The sequence below is a fragment of the Pantoea sp. USHLN256 genome (genome assembly GCF_037149875.1).
In the GTDB taxonomy this organism is placed as follows: Bacteria; Pseudomonadota; Gammaproteobacteria; order Enterobacterales; family Enterobacteriaceae; genus Pantoea; species Pantoea nemavictus.
Genome location: NZ_JBBCQO010000012.1, coordinates 37,122 through 52,586, shown reverse-complemented (window position 1 = coordinate 52,586; position 15,465 = coordinate 37,122). Strand labels below are relative to the sequence as shown.

At 54.3% G+C, this 15,465-nt stretch carries 18 protein-coding genes; 11 read left to right on the top strand and 7 right to left on the bottom strand.

Annotated elements, in window-relative coordinates; translation table 11 throughout:
• Positions 1-60 precede the first annotated feature (60 nt).
• The 5 genes from rfaQ to coaD all read left to right on the top strand — a co-directional run bounded on the left by rfaQ (position 61) and on the right by coaD (position 4,885).
• Entirely contained in the window at positions 61-1,137 is a 1,077-nt protein-coding gene (gene rfaQ, locus WFL93_RS21045) for a putative lipopolysaccharide heptosyltransferase III (protein WP_336778975.1), read from the top strand.
• Positions 1,130-2,263, top strand: a complete 1,134-nt coding sequence (locus WFL93_RS21040) for a glycosyltransferase family 4 protein (protein ID WP_336778974.1) — start codon at positions 1,130-1,132, stop codon at positions 2,261-2,263. The genes rfaQ and WFL93_RS21040 overlap by 8 nt, the downstream gene beginning before the upstream one ends.
• Before the next feature lie 85 nt (positions 2,264-2,348).
• The gene (waaA, locus tag WFL93_RS21035; protein WP_007885304.1) at positions 2,349-3,623 is read left to right on the top strand and encodes a lipid IV(A) 3-deoxy-D-manno-octulosonic acid transferase; all 1,275 of its coding nucleotides are present in this window, start codon (positions 2,349-2,351) and stop codon (positions 3,621-3,623) included.
• 3 nt (positions 3,624-3,626) lie between these two features.
• Entirely contained in the window at positions 3,627-4,403 is a 777-nt protein-coding gene (locus WFL93_RS21030; RefSeq protein WP_336778973.1) for a glycosyltransferase family 2 protein, read from the top strand.
• On the top strand, positions 4,400-4,885 hold the full coding sequence (coaD, locus tag WFL93_RS21025; protein WP_007885301.1) for a pantetheine-phosphate adenylyltransferase: 486 nt from the start codon (positions 4,400-4,402) through the stop codon (positions 4,883-4,885). The genes WFL93_RS21030 and coaD overlap by 4 nt, the downstream gene beginning before the upstream one ends.
• A 1-nt stretch (position 4,886) precedes the next feature.
• On the opposite strand, the gene mutM is transcribed toward coaD, so the two are convergent.
• From mutM to radC, 4 genes are all read right to left on the bottom strand, one after another.
• The gene (gene mutM / locus WFL93_RS21020) at positions 4,887-5,696 is read right to left on the bottom strand and encodes a bifunctional DNA-formamidopyrimidine glycosylase/DNA-(apurinic or apyrimidinic site) lyase (RefSeq protein WP_101760687.1); all 810 of its coding nucleotides are present in this window, start codon (positions 5,694-5,696) and stop codon (positions 4,887-4,889) included.
• A 69-nt stretch (positions 5,697-5,765) separates the two neighbouring features.
• Complete coding sequence (rpmG, locus tag WFL93_RS21015) at positions 5,766-5,933, bottom strand: 50S ribosomal protein L33 (RefSeq protein WP_003024094.1); 168 nt, start codon at positions 5,931-5,933, stop codon at positions 5,766-5,768.
• 11 nt (positions 5,934-5,944) lie between these two features.
• Positions 5,945-6,181 carry a 50S ribosomal protein L28 gene (gene rpmB / locus WFL93_RS21010; protein WP_007885297.1) on the bottom strand — a complete coding sequence of 79 codons (237 nt, stop codon included), beginning with the start codon at positions 6,179-6,181 and terminating at the stop codon, positions 5,945-5,947.
• Positions 6,182-6,424: 243 nt separating this feature from the next.
• A complete protein-coding gene (gene radC, locus WFL93_RS21005) occupies positions 6,425-7,081 on the bottom strand; it encodes a RadC family protein (RefSeq protein ID WP_007885296.1) in 657 nt (218 codons plus the stop codon).
• A gap of 189 nt (positions 7,082-7,270) precedes the next feature.
• Here radC and coaBC point away from each other — a divergent pair, with 189 nt between their 5' ends.
• The 3 genes from coaBC (at position 7,271) to slmA (ending at position 9,640) form a co-directional block, all read left to right on the top strand.
• Entirely contained in the window at positions 7,271-8,491 is a 1,221-nt protein-coding gene (gene coaBC, locus WFL93_RS21000; RefSeq protein ID WP_336778972.1) for a bifunctional phosphopantothenoylcysteine decarboxylase/phosphopantothenate--cysteine ligase CoaBC, read from the top strand.
• Complete coding sequence (gene dut, locus WFL93_RS20995; RefSeq protein ID WP_007885294.1) at positions 8,469-8,927, top strand: dUTP diphosphatase; 459 nt, start codon at positions 8,469-8,471, stop codon at positions 8,925-8,927. The genes coaBC and dut overlap by 23 nt, the downstream gene beginning before the upstream one ends.
• 116 nt (positions 8,928-9,043) lie before the next feature.
• Positions 9,044-9,640 (top strand): nucleoid occlusion factor SlmA, encoded by a 597-nt coding sequence (slmA, locus tag WFL93_RS20990; RefSeq protein ID WP_007885293.1) that lies wholly within the window; start codon positions 9,044-9,046, stop codon positions 9,638-9,640.
• 87 nt (positions 9,641-9,727) lie between these two features.
• Here slmA and pyrE read toward each other — a convergent pair whose 3' ends face one another.
• Together pyrE and rph are read right to left on the bottom strand one after the other, a co-directional pair.
• Entirely contained in the window at positions 9,728-10,369 is a 642-nt protein-coding gene (gene pyrE, locus WFL93_RS20985; RefSeq protein WP_007885291.1) for an orotate phosphoribosyltransferase, read from the bottom strand.
• Positions 10,370-10,418: 49 nt separating this feature from the next.
• Positions 10,419-11,135: a ribonuclease PH gene (rph, locus tag WFL93_RS20980; protein WP_007885290.1), complete on the bottom strand. Its 717-nt coding sequence runs from the start codon at positions 11,133-11,135 to the stop codon at positions 10,419-10,421.
• A 144-nt stretch (positions 11,136-11,279) separates the two neighbouring features.
• On the opposite strand from rph, the gene WFL93_RS20975 reads away from it, so the two are divergent.
• A complete protein-coding gene (locus WFL93_RS20975) occupies positions 11,280-12,464 on the top strand; it encodes a NupC/NupG family nucleoside CNT transporter (RefSeq protein ID WP_007885289.1) in 1,185 nt (394 codons plus the stop codon).
• Between the two features lie 32 nt (positions 12,465-12,496).
• Here WFL93_RS20975 and WFL93_RS20970 read toward each other — a convergent pair whose 3' ends face one another.
• Positions 12,497-12,940 carry a DUF3574 domain-containing protein gene (locus WFL93_RS20970; protein WP_036619897.1) on the bottom strand — a complete coding sequence of 148 codons (444 nt, stop codon included), beginning with the start codon at positions 12,938-12,940 and terminating at the stop codon, positions 12,497-12,499.
• Positions 12,941-13,097: 157 nt separating this feature from the next.
• Between WFL93_RS20970 and WFL93_RS20965 the strand changes: the two genes are divergently transcribed.
• Both WFL93_RS20965 and lpxP read left to right on the top strand, forming a co-directional pair.
• Positions 13,098-13,961: a YicC/YloC family endoribonuclease gene (locus WFL93_RS20965; protein WP_007885282.1), complete on the top strand. Its 864-nt coding sequence runs from the start codon at positions 13,098-13,100 to the stop codon at positions 13,959-13,961.
• 425 nt (positions 13,962-14,386) lie between these two features.
• The gene (gene lpxP, locus WFL93_RS20960; RefSeq protein ID WP_007885281.1) at positions 14,387-15,310 is read left to right on the top strand and encodes a kdo(2)-lipid IV(A) palmitoleoyltransferase; all 924 of its coding nucleotides are present in this window, start codon (positions 14,387-14,389) and stop codon (positions 15,308-15,310) included.
• Positions 15,311-15,465 lie beyond the last annotated feature (155 nt).

Below are 15,465 nucleotides of genomic sequence, written 5' to 3'. Positions count from 1 at the left end.
CTTTCACGCCTGTGGGGTTTGCCCTACAATCAGCTGACTGAATTCTGAGATCATTTGAGTATGGCAAGTCCGATTCCAGACCCATTTGCGGCGAAAAACATTCTATTAATCAAGCTACGCCATCATGGCGATATGCTGCTGACTACGCCGGCGATCAATGCGCTTCGCCAGCGCTATCCACAGGCCAACATCGACGTTCTGCTCTATAAAGAAACCTCTCCGATGTTGGAGGCTCATCCCGCCATTCGCCAGTTACACATCATCGATCGCAACTGGAAGAAAGAGGGTGGCTGGCAGAAATTCCGTCATGAAGTGGCACTGATTTCCGCAGTGCGCGCCTGCCATTACGACATCGTGATTAATCTTGCCGACCAGTGGCGTAGCGCCATCATTACCGGACTTTCTGGCGCACCGGTGCGCATTGGTTTTGCTTTCCCCAAACGCAGCCACGCTTTGTGGCGCTGGATACATAACCAGCTGGTGAGTACCGACGATCATAACCAGCTGCATACGGTTGAGCAGAATATGGCCGCGCTCAGGCCGCTGGGTATCAGCGCAGCCGGCGCCAAAGCCTCAATGCATTTCAGCGCGGCCGACCAACAGAAAGTGCAGGATGTGCTGACACAGCATGCAGTAAATTCCCCGTTTATTGTGCTTCAGCCCACTTCACGCTGGCTGTTCAAATGCTGGGAAGATGAAAAGGTGGCACAGTTGATTGATGCACTCGCCGCCGAAGGTCGCACTGTGGTACTGACCGCTGCGCCGGACCAGAAAGAGCGGGCGATGATCGCCAATATTCAAGCGCTGTGCCACAGCCCTAATGTGGTGTCTTTGGCCGGTGAACTCTCCTTGCCGCAGCTGGCTGCACTTATTGATGCCGCACAGCTGTTTATCGGCGTGGACTCTGCGCCAATGCACATGGCTGCCGCGCTGGAGACGCCCTGCCTCGCGCTGTTTGGCCCAACCAAACTGCAGCACTGGCGACCGTGGGGCGAGAACAACCGCGTGATTTGGGCCGGTGATTATGGCCCGCTGCCGTCACCAGACGCGATCGATACCAATACGCAACAGCGCTATCTTTCTGCCATTCCCGTTGGGGATGTGATTGTGGCCGCCCGGAGTTTTTTGCATGAGTAAGTTACGCCTGGCTATCGTCCGGCAGAAATATCGTCCAGATGGCGGTGCCGAACGTTTTATTTCACGTGCACTGGAAGCGCTGGATAGCGAGCAGCTCGATCTCAACATTATTACCCGCAGCTGGCAGGGCACGCCGAATCCGGCATGGCATCTGCATATCTGTAATCCGGCTAAATTCGGCCGCATCTCGCGTGAGCGTGGTTTTGCGCGCGCCGCACGCGCCTGCTGGGAGCGGGAAAAGTTCGATATTGTGCAGAGCCACGAGCGTATTGCCGGGTGCGATATCTTCCGCGCTGGCGATGGCGTACACCGCGTATGGCTGGAACAGCGCGCGCGCATTGTGTCGCCCTGGCAGCGTTTAAGCGCCAGCCTAAGTCCTTATCATCGCTACGTATTGCAGGCGGAAAACGAGATGTTCAACGCACCGTCGTTAAAGGCGGTGATCTGTAATTCAGAGATGGTGAAGCAGGATATATTGCGCAACTTCACGCTCGATGCCAGCAAGATCCATGTGATTCATAACGCCATTGATAGTCAGCGCTTCCAGCCTGCCAGTGAAGCATTGCGCCATGCAGCCCGCCTGCAGCTAAAGCTGCCGCAAGAGGCGACGGTGATGATTTACGTCGGCTCGGGTTTTGAGCGCAAAGGACTGAAGGCGGCGATTGAAGCCGTGGCGAAAAGCGATCGCTATCTGGTGGTGGTTGGTCAGGATAAGCAGCTGTCGCGCTACCAGCAGCTGGCTAATCAGCTTAATTGTCTGGAGCGTTTGCGCTTTGTCGGCGTGCAGCAAGATGTGCAACCGTTCTACCATGCGGCTGACGCGCTGCTGCTGCCAACGCTTTATGATCCCTTCCCTAACGTGGTACTGGAAGCGATGGCCTGCGGGCTGGCGGTGATCACCAGCACCGGCTGCGGCGGCGCGGAATTTATCACCGCGGGGCAGGAAGGTTTTGTCTGCGATGCATTAGATATCAACGCGTTAAACGAAGCAGTAAAAGCCACACCGGCACTTTCACACAATTCTGCCATGGGCGAAGCTGCACGGCGCAGAATTGAACCTTTTGGTCCGCAGCGACTGGCGCAGGCGCTGACTTCACTTTATCAGCAGGTGCTGCAAAGCCGCTGATGAAGGGGTATGAGCAGGTGGCTAGTTTCTGATAACATGCCGCCTTTCATCTGTTTTTTGACGCGATTCTGTCGTAACGGTAACTATGACGACTCTATACACAGCCTTGCTCTACCTGATTCAGCCACTAATCTGGCTGCGCCTGTGGCTGCGCGGTCGAAAAGCACCGGCCTACCGTAAACGCTGGGCAGAACGCTACGGCTACTGTAGCGGCAAAGTCCTGCCACATGGCATTGTGCTGCATTCCGTTTCCGTCGGCGAAACGCTGGCGGCGGTGCCGCTGGTGCGCGCTCTGCGCCACCGCTACCCAACGCTACCGATTACCGTCACCACCATGACGCCAACCGGCTCTGAGCGGGCGCAATCAGCGTTTGGTAAAGACGTGCACCACGTTTATTTGCCTTATGATCTGCCAGGCTCGATCAATCGTTTCCTCGATACCGTCGACCCGCGACTGGTGATCATCATGGAGACCGAGCTGTGGCCAAACATTATTCGCATTTTGCACCAGCGCAAAATTCCGCTGGTGATTGCCAACGCGCGCCTGTCTGAACGCTCGGCCAAAGGCTACAAAAAACTCGGTGGCTTTATGCGTGATTTGCTGCAACGCATTACGCTGATTGCCGCGCAAAACGCCGAAGATGGCGATCGTTTTCTCAGCCTTGGTCTGAAACGTTCGCATCTGACCGTTACGGGCAGCCTGAAGTTTGATATCTCGGTGACGCCAGAGCTGGCGGCCAAAGCGGTGACGCTGCGTCGTCAGTGGGCGTCGCGCCGTCCGGTATGGATCGCTACCAGCACTCATGAAGGCGAAGAAGCGATTGTGCTCGATGCCCATCGCCGCCTGTTGCAGCAATTCCCGGATCTGCTACTGATTTTGGTGCCGCGCCACCCGGAACGTTTCAAAGATGCCTGCGATCTAACGCAAAAACGCGGCTTCAGCTTTACGCTGCGCAGCAGCGGTGAAATTCCCTCAAGTTCCACACAGGTGGTGATTGGCGACACCATGGGCGAATTGATGATGCTGTACGGCATTGCTGACCTCGCCTTTGTTGGCGGCAGCCTGGTAGAGCGCGGTGGACATAATCCGCTGGAGCCGGCGGCGCATGCCATTCCGGTGCTGATGGGCCCGCACATCTGGAACTTCAAAGATATCTGCGCCAAATTGCAGCAGGCCGAAGGGCTGATTACCGTCACTGACGTGGTATCGCTACAGAAAGAAGTCGCGAACTTGCTGCAGGATGACGATTATCGCCGCTACTACGGCCGCCATGCTGTGGAAGTGTTGCATCAGAATCAGGGCGCATTACAGCGTCTGCTACAGTTACTCGAACCTCATTTACCGCCGCGAGCTCACTAACTCATGTCGCAACGCCAACGTCTCTCTGTAGTGATGATCGCCAAAAACGAAGCTGAACTGCTGCCGGAGGCGCTGGCTTCCGTCAGTTGGGCTGATGAGATTGTGGTACTGGATTCCGATAGTACTGATAACACCGTACAGGTGGCACGCGATCACGGCGCGCAGGTCTTCCAGGCTGAAGGCTGGGAAGGGTTTGGCAAACAGCGTCAGCGCGCGCAGGCGCATGCGCAGGGCGATATGATTTTGATGATCGATGCCGACGAGCGCGTCACGCCAGAACTGCGTGATGCCATTGAGCAGGTTCTCATCCAGCCCGCTTCGGATAATGTTTACAGCCTCGGGCGCAGTAATCTGTTTCTTGGTCGGTTTATGCGCCACAGCGGTTGGTATCCCGACCGCGTAATGCGCCTCTATCCGCGCAAGCTCAATTACAACGACAACCTGGTACACGAATCACTCGAGACGCAAGGTGCGCCAGTGGTGAAACTGGTGGGCGATCTGCAACATCTAACCTGTCGTGACCTGATTGCGTTTCAGCGTAAACAGATGAATTATGCCGAAGCCTGGGCGCAGGAGCGTTTTCAGCGCGGAAAACGCTGCGGGCTGTTCTCCATCTTTAGCCACACGCTCGGCGCGTTTGTAAAAACGCTGCTGCTGCGTGCCGGTTTTCTCGACGGTAAACAGGGCTGGATTTTAGCGGTGGTCAACGCGCAGTACACCTTCAACAAATATTCGGCGCTATGGGCGCTGCATCACACCTCAACACAAGGTCGCGTATGAGTACGAAAGCGATTTATCCCGGCACCTTTGATCCCTTTACCTTGGGTCATCTGGATATTGTGACGCGTGCAGCGAAGATGTTTAATCACATCGTTGTGGCGATTGCCGCCAGTCCGAGTAAAAAGCCGTTGTTCAGCCTGGATGAGCGCGTCGATATGGCGCGTCAGGTAACTGCGCATTTGTCGAATGTGGAAGTGATTGGTTTCAGCGATTTGATGGCGAATTTTGCCCAGGCACAGAACGCTAACGTGCTGGTGCGCGGTTTGCGTGCGGTATCAGATTTTGAGTATGAGCTGCAGCTGGCGCAGATGAATCGTCACCTGTTGCCAACGCTGGAGAGTGTGTTTCTGATGCCGTCAGAAGGTTTCTCCTTCGTCTCTTCTTCGCTGGTAAAAGAAGTGGCGCGCCATGCCGGTGACGTGCAAGCATTTCTGCCTGACGTAGTGCACAAGGCGTTACTGGCGCGACTGGCTCAGCCTTAACTCAGTGCTGGCAGCGTGGGCACCAGAAGGTACTGCGCTGGCCATGCTTGCCGCTGACAATCGGCGTACCGCAAGCTCGGCAAGGCTCACCGGCGCGACCATAAACCTGCAGCTGCTGCGCGAAGTAGCCGGGTTTACCGTCGGTCTGCAGGAAATCACGCAGCGTGGTGCCGCCCTGCTCAATCGAGCGCAGCAATACCGCTTTGATGGTGTTAACCAGCAGCTCCGCTTCCTCCTGACTCAAACTCATCGCTGAACGATCGGGCAAGATCCCGGCGGTAAACAACGACTCGCTGGCGTAGATGTTCCCGACGCCCACCACAACCTTGTTATCCATCAGCCACTGTTTAATCACTGTGCGTTTGCCGCGCGACTTTTCAAACAGGTATGCACCATCAAATTCGCTGCTTAGTGGCTCTGGTCCAAGATGCGCCAGCACACTGCTGCCTGCGAGGTCGTTGCTCCACAGCCAGGCGCCAAAACGCCGTGGATCGGTGTAACGCAGCACTTTGCCGTTGCTCATCACCAAATCGACGTGGTCATGTTTGGCTGCGGGCTGTTCGCCGGGTAGCACACGCAGGCTGCCGGACATGCCGAGGTGAATGATGATCCAGCCATGCGGCAGTTCGAGCAGCAGATATTTGGCGCGACGCTGCACGCTCAATACCGGTTGGTCGCTTAACGCGTGAATTTCATGCGAGACCGGCCAGCGCAAACGGGGATTACGCACTACCGCATGCAGAATCGTGGCACCAACCATGTGGGGTTCGATACCGCGACGACTGGTTTCTACCTCAGGTAATTCAGGCATCTCATCTCCTCAACGAATCGCAGAAACAAAAAACCCGGCCGAAGCCGGGTTTTTCTCAGAACACTAAAATTACTTAATTTTAGCTTCTTTGTAGAGAACGTGCTGACGTACAACCGGATCGAACTTTTTCAGTTCTAATTTCTCTGGTTTAGTACGTTTGTTCTTCGTGGTGGTATAGAAGTGACCTGTACCAGCAGAGGAAACCAGCTTGATCTTCTCACGAATACCTTTAGCCATGATTCAGTTCCTTAGTACTTCTCACCACGGGCGCGGATTTCGGTCAGAACCGTATCGATGCCCTTTTTATCAATAACACGCATACCTTTAGCAGATACACGCAGAGTAACGAAGCGCTTTTCGCTCTCAACCCAGAAACGGTGAGAGTGCAGGTTCGGCAGGAAACGGCGTTTCGTCGCGTTCATTGCGTGGGAACGGTTGTTACCCGTTACCGGACGCTTTCCAGTTACCTGGCAGACTCGTGACATTTCTATTCTCCAAAAATCAAATCAGCTCGAGCTTTAAAAACTAGGTTTTGGCCGCCTCGTCAGGCCTTAGCCCGCCCAGGCGAGTTCCATGTGAACCCGCTAAGCTGGCCCAAACGCCAAACCCGAGATTCTCAAAGGTGGCGTAGTATACGCCGCTCAGCCTGAGTGCTCAAGTCCCGAACAGATAAAGATCCCTCTGGATCGCGCAAAAATGCCTCATTTCTGTTCAATTGAATCGCTGAATTACAACCAACCACGCTCAGCGAAAGACGTAAACTCGCCGTGACCGATCACCAAATGATCAAGTAAACGGATATTAAGCAGCGCGCACGCCTGGCCAACTTTACCGGTGATATCACGATCTGCCCGGCTGGGTTCGGCAATGCCGGAAGGATGATTGTGCGCCAGAATGACGGCCGCAGCATTGAGTTTCAGCGCTTCGCGCACGATTTCACGCGGGTGCACCTCCACGCTGGCAATCGACCCTGAAAACATCTTCTGCGCCTGCAATACGCGATGCTGATTATCAAGGAACAGTGCCATAAACACTTCCCGCTCCTCATGCGCCAGCACGCTTTGCAGGTAATGGCGTGTCACCTGAGGATTTTCCATCACATTTTCCCGCGCCAGCTGGCTGGCAAAGAAACGCCGTCCCAGTTCAGCTATCGCATACAGCTGCGTCATCTTAGCGCTGCCCACGCCCTTAATCTGTCCAAGCTCCTGCTGGCTGGCCGTCATAATGCGATAGAGCGAGCCAAACTCGTTCAGCATCTGATGCGCCAGCAACAGCACGCTGGTGCTGCTGGTACCGGTGCGCAAGAAAATCGCCAGTAACTCCGCATCACTCAACATCTCCGCGCCCATTAACAACAGTTTTTCCCGTGGTGCCAGTTCCGTCATGCGTTGTTCTCCCTGCGTTGTGGCGATTCTGCGCCTCTGCCACTCGTCGTGCCAGCAGACAAAACGCGATTTCAGAGGCGGCTCGCAAAGGCCGCAGGCAGTGAAAAGGCGAGCTACCGATTTTGTGATAAAGTTGCCTGCATCTGCCGCCATTAATGCGGCAATCTGCTTTAAGTTGAGGCGAAGAACATGACGGGATTAGCCGGTAAAAAAATTCTGCTGGGCGTGAGCGGCGGCATTGCCGCGTATAAAGCACCGGAGTTGGTGCGTCGACTGCGCGATCGCGGTGCAGATGTGCGCGTGATGATGACCGAAGCGGCCAAAGCCTTTATTACGCCGCTGAGCCTGCAGGCGGTTTCCGGTTATCCGGTATTTGATGACCTTCTCGACCCAGCAGCAGAAGCAGCAATGGGCCACATTGAACTGGCGAAGTGGGCTGATTTGATTGTGTTAGCCCCCGCAACTGCCGATCTAATTGCCCGCGTCACCGCCGGCATGGCGAACGATCTGGTCACCACGGCGTGTCTCGCCAGCGATGCGCCTCTCGCGATTGTTCCCGCCATGAATCAGCAAATGTACCGTGCCGCGATAACCCAGGAGAATCTGCAGCGTCTGCATCAACGCGGCGTGCTGATTTGGGGACCCGACAGCGGCAGCCAGGCCTGCGGCGATATCGGTCCTGGCCGGATGCTCGATCCGCTGGCGATTGTGGCGTACGCATTAGAATGGGCTGCGCCCGTCAACGATCTGCAACATCTCAACATTATGATCACCGCCGGCCCAACCCGCGAAGCGCTCGACCCGGTGCGTTATATCAGCAATCACAGCTCAGGTAAGATGGGCTTTGCGATTGCCGCCGCCGCGGCAAAACGCGGTGCGAAGGTGACGCTGGTAGCGGGCCCGGTTGCGCTTTCAACACCGCCAGGCGTGCAGCGCGTAGATGTCGACAGCGCATTAGAGATGGAAGCAGCTGTGATGGCGCAAATCGGGCAACAACATATTTTCATTGCCAGCGCAGCCGTGGCAGACTACCGGGCGGCCACGATTGCCGCAGAGAAAATCAAAAAACAGGGTGGCGATGATAACGTCACGCTGCAGTTGGTGAAGAACCCCGATATTGTCGCAGGCGTAGCGGCGCTGCAGGAAAATCGCCCTTACGTTGTGGGATTTGCTGCTGAAACCCAGAATGTGGAAGAATACGCGCGGCAAAAACGGGCGCGAAAAAACCTCGATCTGATTTGTGCCAATGATGTGGCGCAGGCGGGTCAGGGCTTCAATAGCGACACCAATGCTCTTCACCTTTTTTGGCAGGAAGGAGAAAAAGTCTTACCGCTCAGTGATAAGACGCTCCTTGGCCAACAATTAATAGACGAGATTGTCAGCCGTTATGATGAAAAAAATCGACGTTAAAATTCTTGATGCACGCGTGGGCAACGAATTTCCGCTGCCAACCTATGCAACCTCTGGTTCCGCTGGTCTCGATTTGCGCGCCTGCCTGGATGACGCACTGGAAATCGCACCGGGCATGACCACGTTGGTACCAACAGGACTGGCGATTCACATCGCCGATCCTGCGCTTGCCGCCGTCATTCTGCCGCGCTCTGGCCTTGGCCATAAACATGGCATCGTGCTGGGCAATCTGGTCGGTTTAATCGACTCCGATTATCAGGGACAGCTGATGGTTTCCGTCTGGAACCGTGGTCAGGACAGCTTTACGCTGCAGCCGGGCGACCGTCTGGCGCAGCTGGTCTTCGTGCCGGTGGTACAGGCCGAATTTAACCTGGTGGAAGATTTTGACACCAGTGACCGCGGAGCGGGCGGATTCGGTCACTCAGGCCGCCAGTAACACGCGACACTTTTCGCTTAGCCATCTTTTTATTTCTTGTCGCCACGGGCCGCTTTGTCTGTGGCAGATGAGGCAGTATTGCCTGTTTTTGGTGAATTTCAGGGGTGTTGAAGGTCATGGCAGAAAAAAAAGTCGCGAAACGGAATCGGCGCGAAGAAATTTTGCAGGCGCTGGCGCAGATGCTGGAGTCGGGCGATGGCAGTCAGCGCATCACCACCGCGAAGCTGGCAGCCAATGTAGGCGTTTCAGAAGCGGCGTTGTACCGCCACTTTCCCAGCAAAACGCGGATGTTCGATAGCCTCATCGAGTTTATTGAAGACAGTCTGATTACCCGCATCAATCTAATCCTGAAAGATGAAAAAGAGACGCTGACGCGACTGCGTTTAATCGTGCAGCTGATTCTGGGATTTGGTGAGCGTAATCCGGGGCTGACGCGCATTTTGACCGGCCACGCACTGATGTTTGAACAGGATCGCCTGCAAGGGCGTATCAATCAGCTGTTTGAACGTATTGAAGTGCAGCTGCGTCAGGTGATGCGCGAGAAGAAAATGCGTGATGGCGAAGGTTTTCAGAACGATGAAACGCTGTTGGCGAGCCAGCTGCTCGCGTTCTGCGAAGGATTGCTGTCGCGCTATGTGCGTTCCGAATTCCGTTTTCGCCCTACCGCGGATTTCGATAGCCGCTGGCCGCTGATGGCGGCGCAGTTGGTTTAAAAGAGCAGGTCAGCATGAATGCCGACCCTACAGTGTAGGGTTGCCATTCATGGCAACCTCATTACCGAACGCACAATTGCCGAATAATTAAATCCCGTACTCTTTGCGATACGCGCGCACTTTCGCCAGATGGTCAGCCATCTCTGGCTTCTCTTCCAGATAATCAATCAACTCAGCCAGCGTAATAATGGCGGTGACTTTACACTTGTAGTCACGCTCCACTTCCTGAATGGCTGAAATATCGCTGCGACCACGTTCCTGACGATCCAACGAAATCAGCACACCCGCTAAAGTCGCGTTATGCGCGCTGATAATATCCATCGATTCACGAATCGCGGTGCCGGCGGTAATCACATCGTCCACCAGCATCACTTTGCCTTGCAGCGGGCTGCCCACCAGCAAGCCCCCTTCGCCATGATCTTTGGCTTCTTTGCGATTGAAGCAGTAAGGCACGTCGCGCTCGTGATGATCGGCCAGCGCCACCGCGGTGGTGGTGGCAATGGGAATGCCTTTATACGCCGGGCCAAACAGCAGGTCGAAATCAACTCCGCCATCCACCAGTGCCTGCGCGTAGAAACGGCCCAGCAGCGCTAAATCGCGGCCGGTATTAAACAATCCGGCGTTAAAGAAATAGGGGCTAATACGACCCGACTTTAGGGTGAACTCACCAAACTTTAGTACCCCTTTGTTCAGGGCGAATTCAATAAACTGACGCTGCCAGGCTTTCATTTCTCACTCCTCAAATAAAGAAAAGGCGACTCTAAGGTCGCCTGTTACATCAATTCGCTAGGGCTGCTTTTTGCGCCTGAATCAACTGCTCAATGCCGCCTCGCGCCAGCGCCAGCAGCTGCAGTAACTCTTCGTGGCTGAACGGTTCACCTTCTGCGGTGCCCTGCACTTCAATCATGCGACCATCCTCGGTCATCACCACGTTCATGTCAGTTTCAGCGGCGGAATCTTCCACGTATTCCAGATCGCACAGCGCTTCACCGCCCACGATGCCGACGGAAATTGCCGCCACCATACCTTTCAACGGGCTGGCTTTCAGTTTGCCTGCGGCAACCAATGCATTTAACGCATCGGCTAATGCCACGCAGGCACCGGTAATAGAAGCGGTACGTGTGCCGCCATCGGCCTGAATCACGTCGCAATCCAGTGTGATAGTAAATTCACCTAAGGCTTCCAGATCCACTGCAGCGCGCAGTGAACGCGCAATCAGACGTTGAATCTCCAGAGTACGTCCGCCTTGCTTACCTTTAGCCGCTTCACGCGCCATGCGGCTGTGGGTAGAACGCGGCAGCATGCCATATTCCGCGGTAATCCAGCCCTGACCTTTGCCTTTAAGGAAACGCGGCACGCTCTCTTCAACGGTGGCGGTGCACAGCACTTTGGTTTCACCGAACTCAACCAACACAGAGCCTTCTGCATGTTTGGTGTAGTGACGAGTAAGGGTGACGGGACGTGTTTCTGATGCACTACGGCCTGCTGGACGCATGGTTTCTCTCCGGCTTGCTTAGGTTTGGCTGCGCATTATACGGACTTCATGCGCGGCTGTCCTGCCCGCGATCGGCGCAATCCCGGATGAAATTCCGCTGTGGCTGTGGCTAAATGCGCGTTTCCTCCCTAAAAAAGATAAACGATGATAGCGATACTGCATTTCCTGCTGGCGCTGGTGGTGATCTTTGCCCTTGCGCTGTTGGTCAGCCATGACCGCAAACGGATTCGTCCGCGTTTTATTATTCAACTGCTGATCGTAGAAGCGGCGCTGGGTTGGTTTTTCCTGCATTCTGCCGGTGGCCAATCCGTGGTTACCGCCGTCGGCGGCTTCTTCGAAACCTTGCTGACCTATGCCGCTCAGGGTACCAACTTTGTGTTTGGCAATATGGCCGATCAGGGCCTGGCATTTATTTTCCTCGGCGTACTGTGCCCGATTGTGTTTATTTCTGCCCTGATTGGTATTTTGCAGCACTGGCGTATTCTGCCGCTGCTGATTCGTTTCTTTGGCACGCTACTGTCGAAAGTGAACGGCATGGGCAAGCTGGAGTCCTTTAACGCCGTCAGTACCTTGATTCTCGGCCAGTCGGAGAACTTTATCGCTTATAAAGGCATCCTCGGCGATATCTCCGCACCGCGCATGTACACCATGGCCGCAACCGCGATGTCGACAGTTTCTCTGTCGATTGTCGGGGCTTATATGTCGATGATTGATGCCAGATATGTGGTTGCGGCGCTGCTGCTCAACATGTTCAGCACCTTTATTATTCTGTCGATCATCAATCCGACGCGTCCGGAAAATGAAGAACAGATTGCGCTGGATAAGCTGCACGAAGATCAGAGTTTCTTTGAGATGCTGGGGGAATACATTCTCGCCGGTTTTAAAGTGGCGATGATCATCATGGCGATGCTGATTGGTTTTATCGCGCTGATTGCGGCGATTAATGCGCTGTTCGCGGCGGTATTCGGCTACAGCTTCCAACATCTGCTGGGTTATGTGTTCTATCCGTTTGCGTGGCTGGTGGGTATTCCGTCCGCCGATGCGCTTCAGGCAGCCAGTATTATGGCGACCAAGTTGGTGGCGAATGAGTTTGTCGCGATGATTGAGCTGAAGAAAGTCGCCGCTGAGATGACGCCACGCGGGCTGGGCATTTTGTCGGTGTTCCTGGTATCGTTCGCTAACTTCGCCTCTATCGGCATTGTTGCCGGGGCGATCAAAGGTCTGAATGAAAAGCAGGGCAATGTGGTCTCACGATTTGGCTGGAAGCTGGTTTATGGCTCAACGCTGGTGAGCCTGCTCTCTGCCGCATTTGCCGGGCTGTTTATCTGATGATAAAGGGCGGCTGAGCGGCCGCCCTTTATTTAAAACGCCACGCACACCAGTGAATCAACACGCATTACGGATTCCTGCTCAAAACGCTTTTTATAGATGTCACGTAATCCGTTAATACTCTCCGAGCTGCTGTGATCGGGATGGTGAATCAGCATCAGCGCCTTACTGTTTTCCCGCGCCAGCTTACCGTTTTCGCCCAGCCACTGTCCCTTCGCGTCATATACCGACAGCCCGTCTTTGAAGCGCGGAGTCACATCGTTATCGACAAATTGTTGCCACTCAAGGCTGCTCACCGTGCCGCCTTTTGGCTTATTCATGCCAAACCACAATGTCGTTTGCATCATGACTTCACCAGAACCGCATACTGCTACGGGTGCCGTGTTGGGCGGAATTTGTTCACGCGGTGTCGAAGGCGCCTGACATCCAGCGAGCAGGAAGGTCAATAAAACCGGGAGAGCCACAGAGCGGAACATCACTTCATCCTCAAGATGTGAACCAGCGCTAAGCATAAGTGCCTGTCGCCTAAAGCGGAAATTTTTTGTTATTCAAGCTTATGTACGCTTATGCCTGTTAGCGTCGAGCCTGCCTCGCTATACTTCATCCAACATTTCTGAAAATGAGAAGACGATTATGATCCGCAGTATGACCGCTTACGCCCGCCGCGAAGCCAAAGGCCACTGGGGCAGCGCCGCCTGGGAGCTTCGTTCTGTTAACCAGCGCTATCTGGAAACCTATATCCGTTTACCGGAACAGTTCCGTGGTCTGGAACCTGTCATCCGCGAGCGTATTCGCAACCGCCTGACGCGCGGTAAAATCGAGTGCTATTTGCGCTATGACGCCGATGCCAGCGCGCAAGGCGAGTTGCAGCTGAATGAGTCGCTGGCAAAACAGCTGGTGCAGGCTGCCAACTGGGTAAAAATGCAGAGTGATGAAGGCGCGATCAACCCGCTGGATATTTTGCGCTGGCCGGGTGTGATGTCAGCCGAGGAGCAGGATCTCGATGCGATTAACGCCGAACTGCTGGTCGCGCTGGATGGCGCATTGGATGACTTTATCGAAGCGCGTGAAAGCGAAGGTACCGCGCTGAAAGCGATGATCGAACAGCGCCTGGAGGGCGTATCGCAAGAAGTCAGCAAAGTGCGCGCGCAGATGCCAGAAGTCATCAAATGGCAGCGCGAGCGTCTGGTGACCAAGCTGGAAGAAGCCGAAGTGCAGCTCGAGAACAATCGCCTTGAGCAAGAGCTGGTGATGATGGCGCAGCGCACCGATGTTTCGGAAGAGCTGGATCGTTTGGATGCGCATGTGAAAGAGACCTACAACATCCTGAAGAAGAAAGAAGCCGTTGGCCGCCGTCTCGACTTTATGATGCAGGAGTTCAACCGTGAGTCGAACACCCTGGCATCAAAATCCATCAATGCCGAGATCACCGCATCCGCGATTGAACTGAAAGTATTGATTGAGCAGATGCGTGAGCAGATTCAGAATATCGAGTAACATGCTTTTCGAAAAGCCCGCAGCATAGCGGGCTTCTTAAGGTATAGATGACAGGCAAAAGCGTTGCGGTTTACTCATAAGCTACGTAAGCCAGAGCGCTATTTTTCGCAGTTAGCGTTAAATAAGTGTCAGCAATCATAAAAAATCTTTTCAGAATTGACTTTAAGCGAGCAAACATCACCGTTCAACCTTATGAAACCCTGCTATTAAGCTACTGATATTTAAAAATAACTATCCACCAGATAGCCATTAAACTACTCATAGTCGCTGCATCAACAAGTTCTCTTAATCTTAAAGATTGTGGAGATCGCGTTTATTTGACGGCACTATTTGTTAATCTACTGGTCGTAATTAGAACAGTTGTACCGCCAGGAACTCATGGACTCTCTTCTTTGTGCGATACATTTTCCCGACATGAAGGCGTTATGACGAAATCCAGGCAGTTCCGATCCACTCTTCTGCATCCTCGCTACTGGTTTACCTGGTTTGGGCTAGGTGTTCTGTGGCTACTGGTGCAACTTCCCTACCCTATTCTTATCCGGCTTGGTGCTGGCGCTGGCAAACTGTCTCGCCATTTCCTGCAGCGCCGTGAACGCATTACTCGCCGCAACATCGAGCTGTGCTTCCCCAATATTGAAGAAGAACAGAAAGAGGCGATGATCGCGGGCAACTTCGCCTCGCTCGGGATGGCACTGGCAGAAACCGGCATTGCCTGGTTCTGGTCGGATGCGCGCGTGCGTCGTTACTTCAAGGTCAGCGGCCTTGAAAACCTGCAGAAGGCGCAAAGCCACCAGCGTGGTGTGATGGTTATCGGTGTGCATTTTATGTCGCTCGAACTGGGCGGACGGATTACCGGTTTGTGTCAGCCGATGATGGCGATGTATCGCCCGCACAACAATCAGGCCATGGAATGGGCGCAGACTAAAGGTCGTATGCGTTCGAATAAAGCCATGATCGATCGCCGTGATTTGCGTGGCATGGTGCAGGCTCTGAAAAAAGGCGAAGCCGTTTGGTTCGCACCCGATCAGGATTACGGCCCGAAAGGCAGCGTGTTTGCGCCGCTGTTTGCGGTGAAACAAGCGGCAACGACCAACGGTACTTTTGTTCTGTCTCGCCTGGCGAAACCGGCGATGCTGACTATCGTGCTGATTCGTAATCAGGATAAAAGCGGTTACCAGCTGATTATTCAGCCAGAACTGGAAAATTATCCTTATGAGGATGAAGCCGCAGCGGCTGCCTACATGAACAGAGTGATCGAAAAAGAGATCCTCCGTGCGCCCGATCAGTACCTGTGGCTGCATCGTCGCTTTAAAACGCGTCCGCCGGGTGAAGCTTCTCTCTATATCTAATCTTCCGAGGCAGCAGGTTTTGGCCTGCTGCTCATTCTGCTCCGCTCATCGTTGACCCCCACTCGTACCAAACTCGTTAATCAACCTTTGCCGCGCCTTGTTTGCCGAAAAGAGAATGCTGGCAATGGGTTAGGCTAGCGGCTGGCATTCTGCTG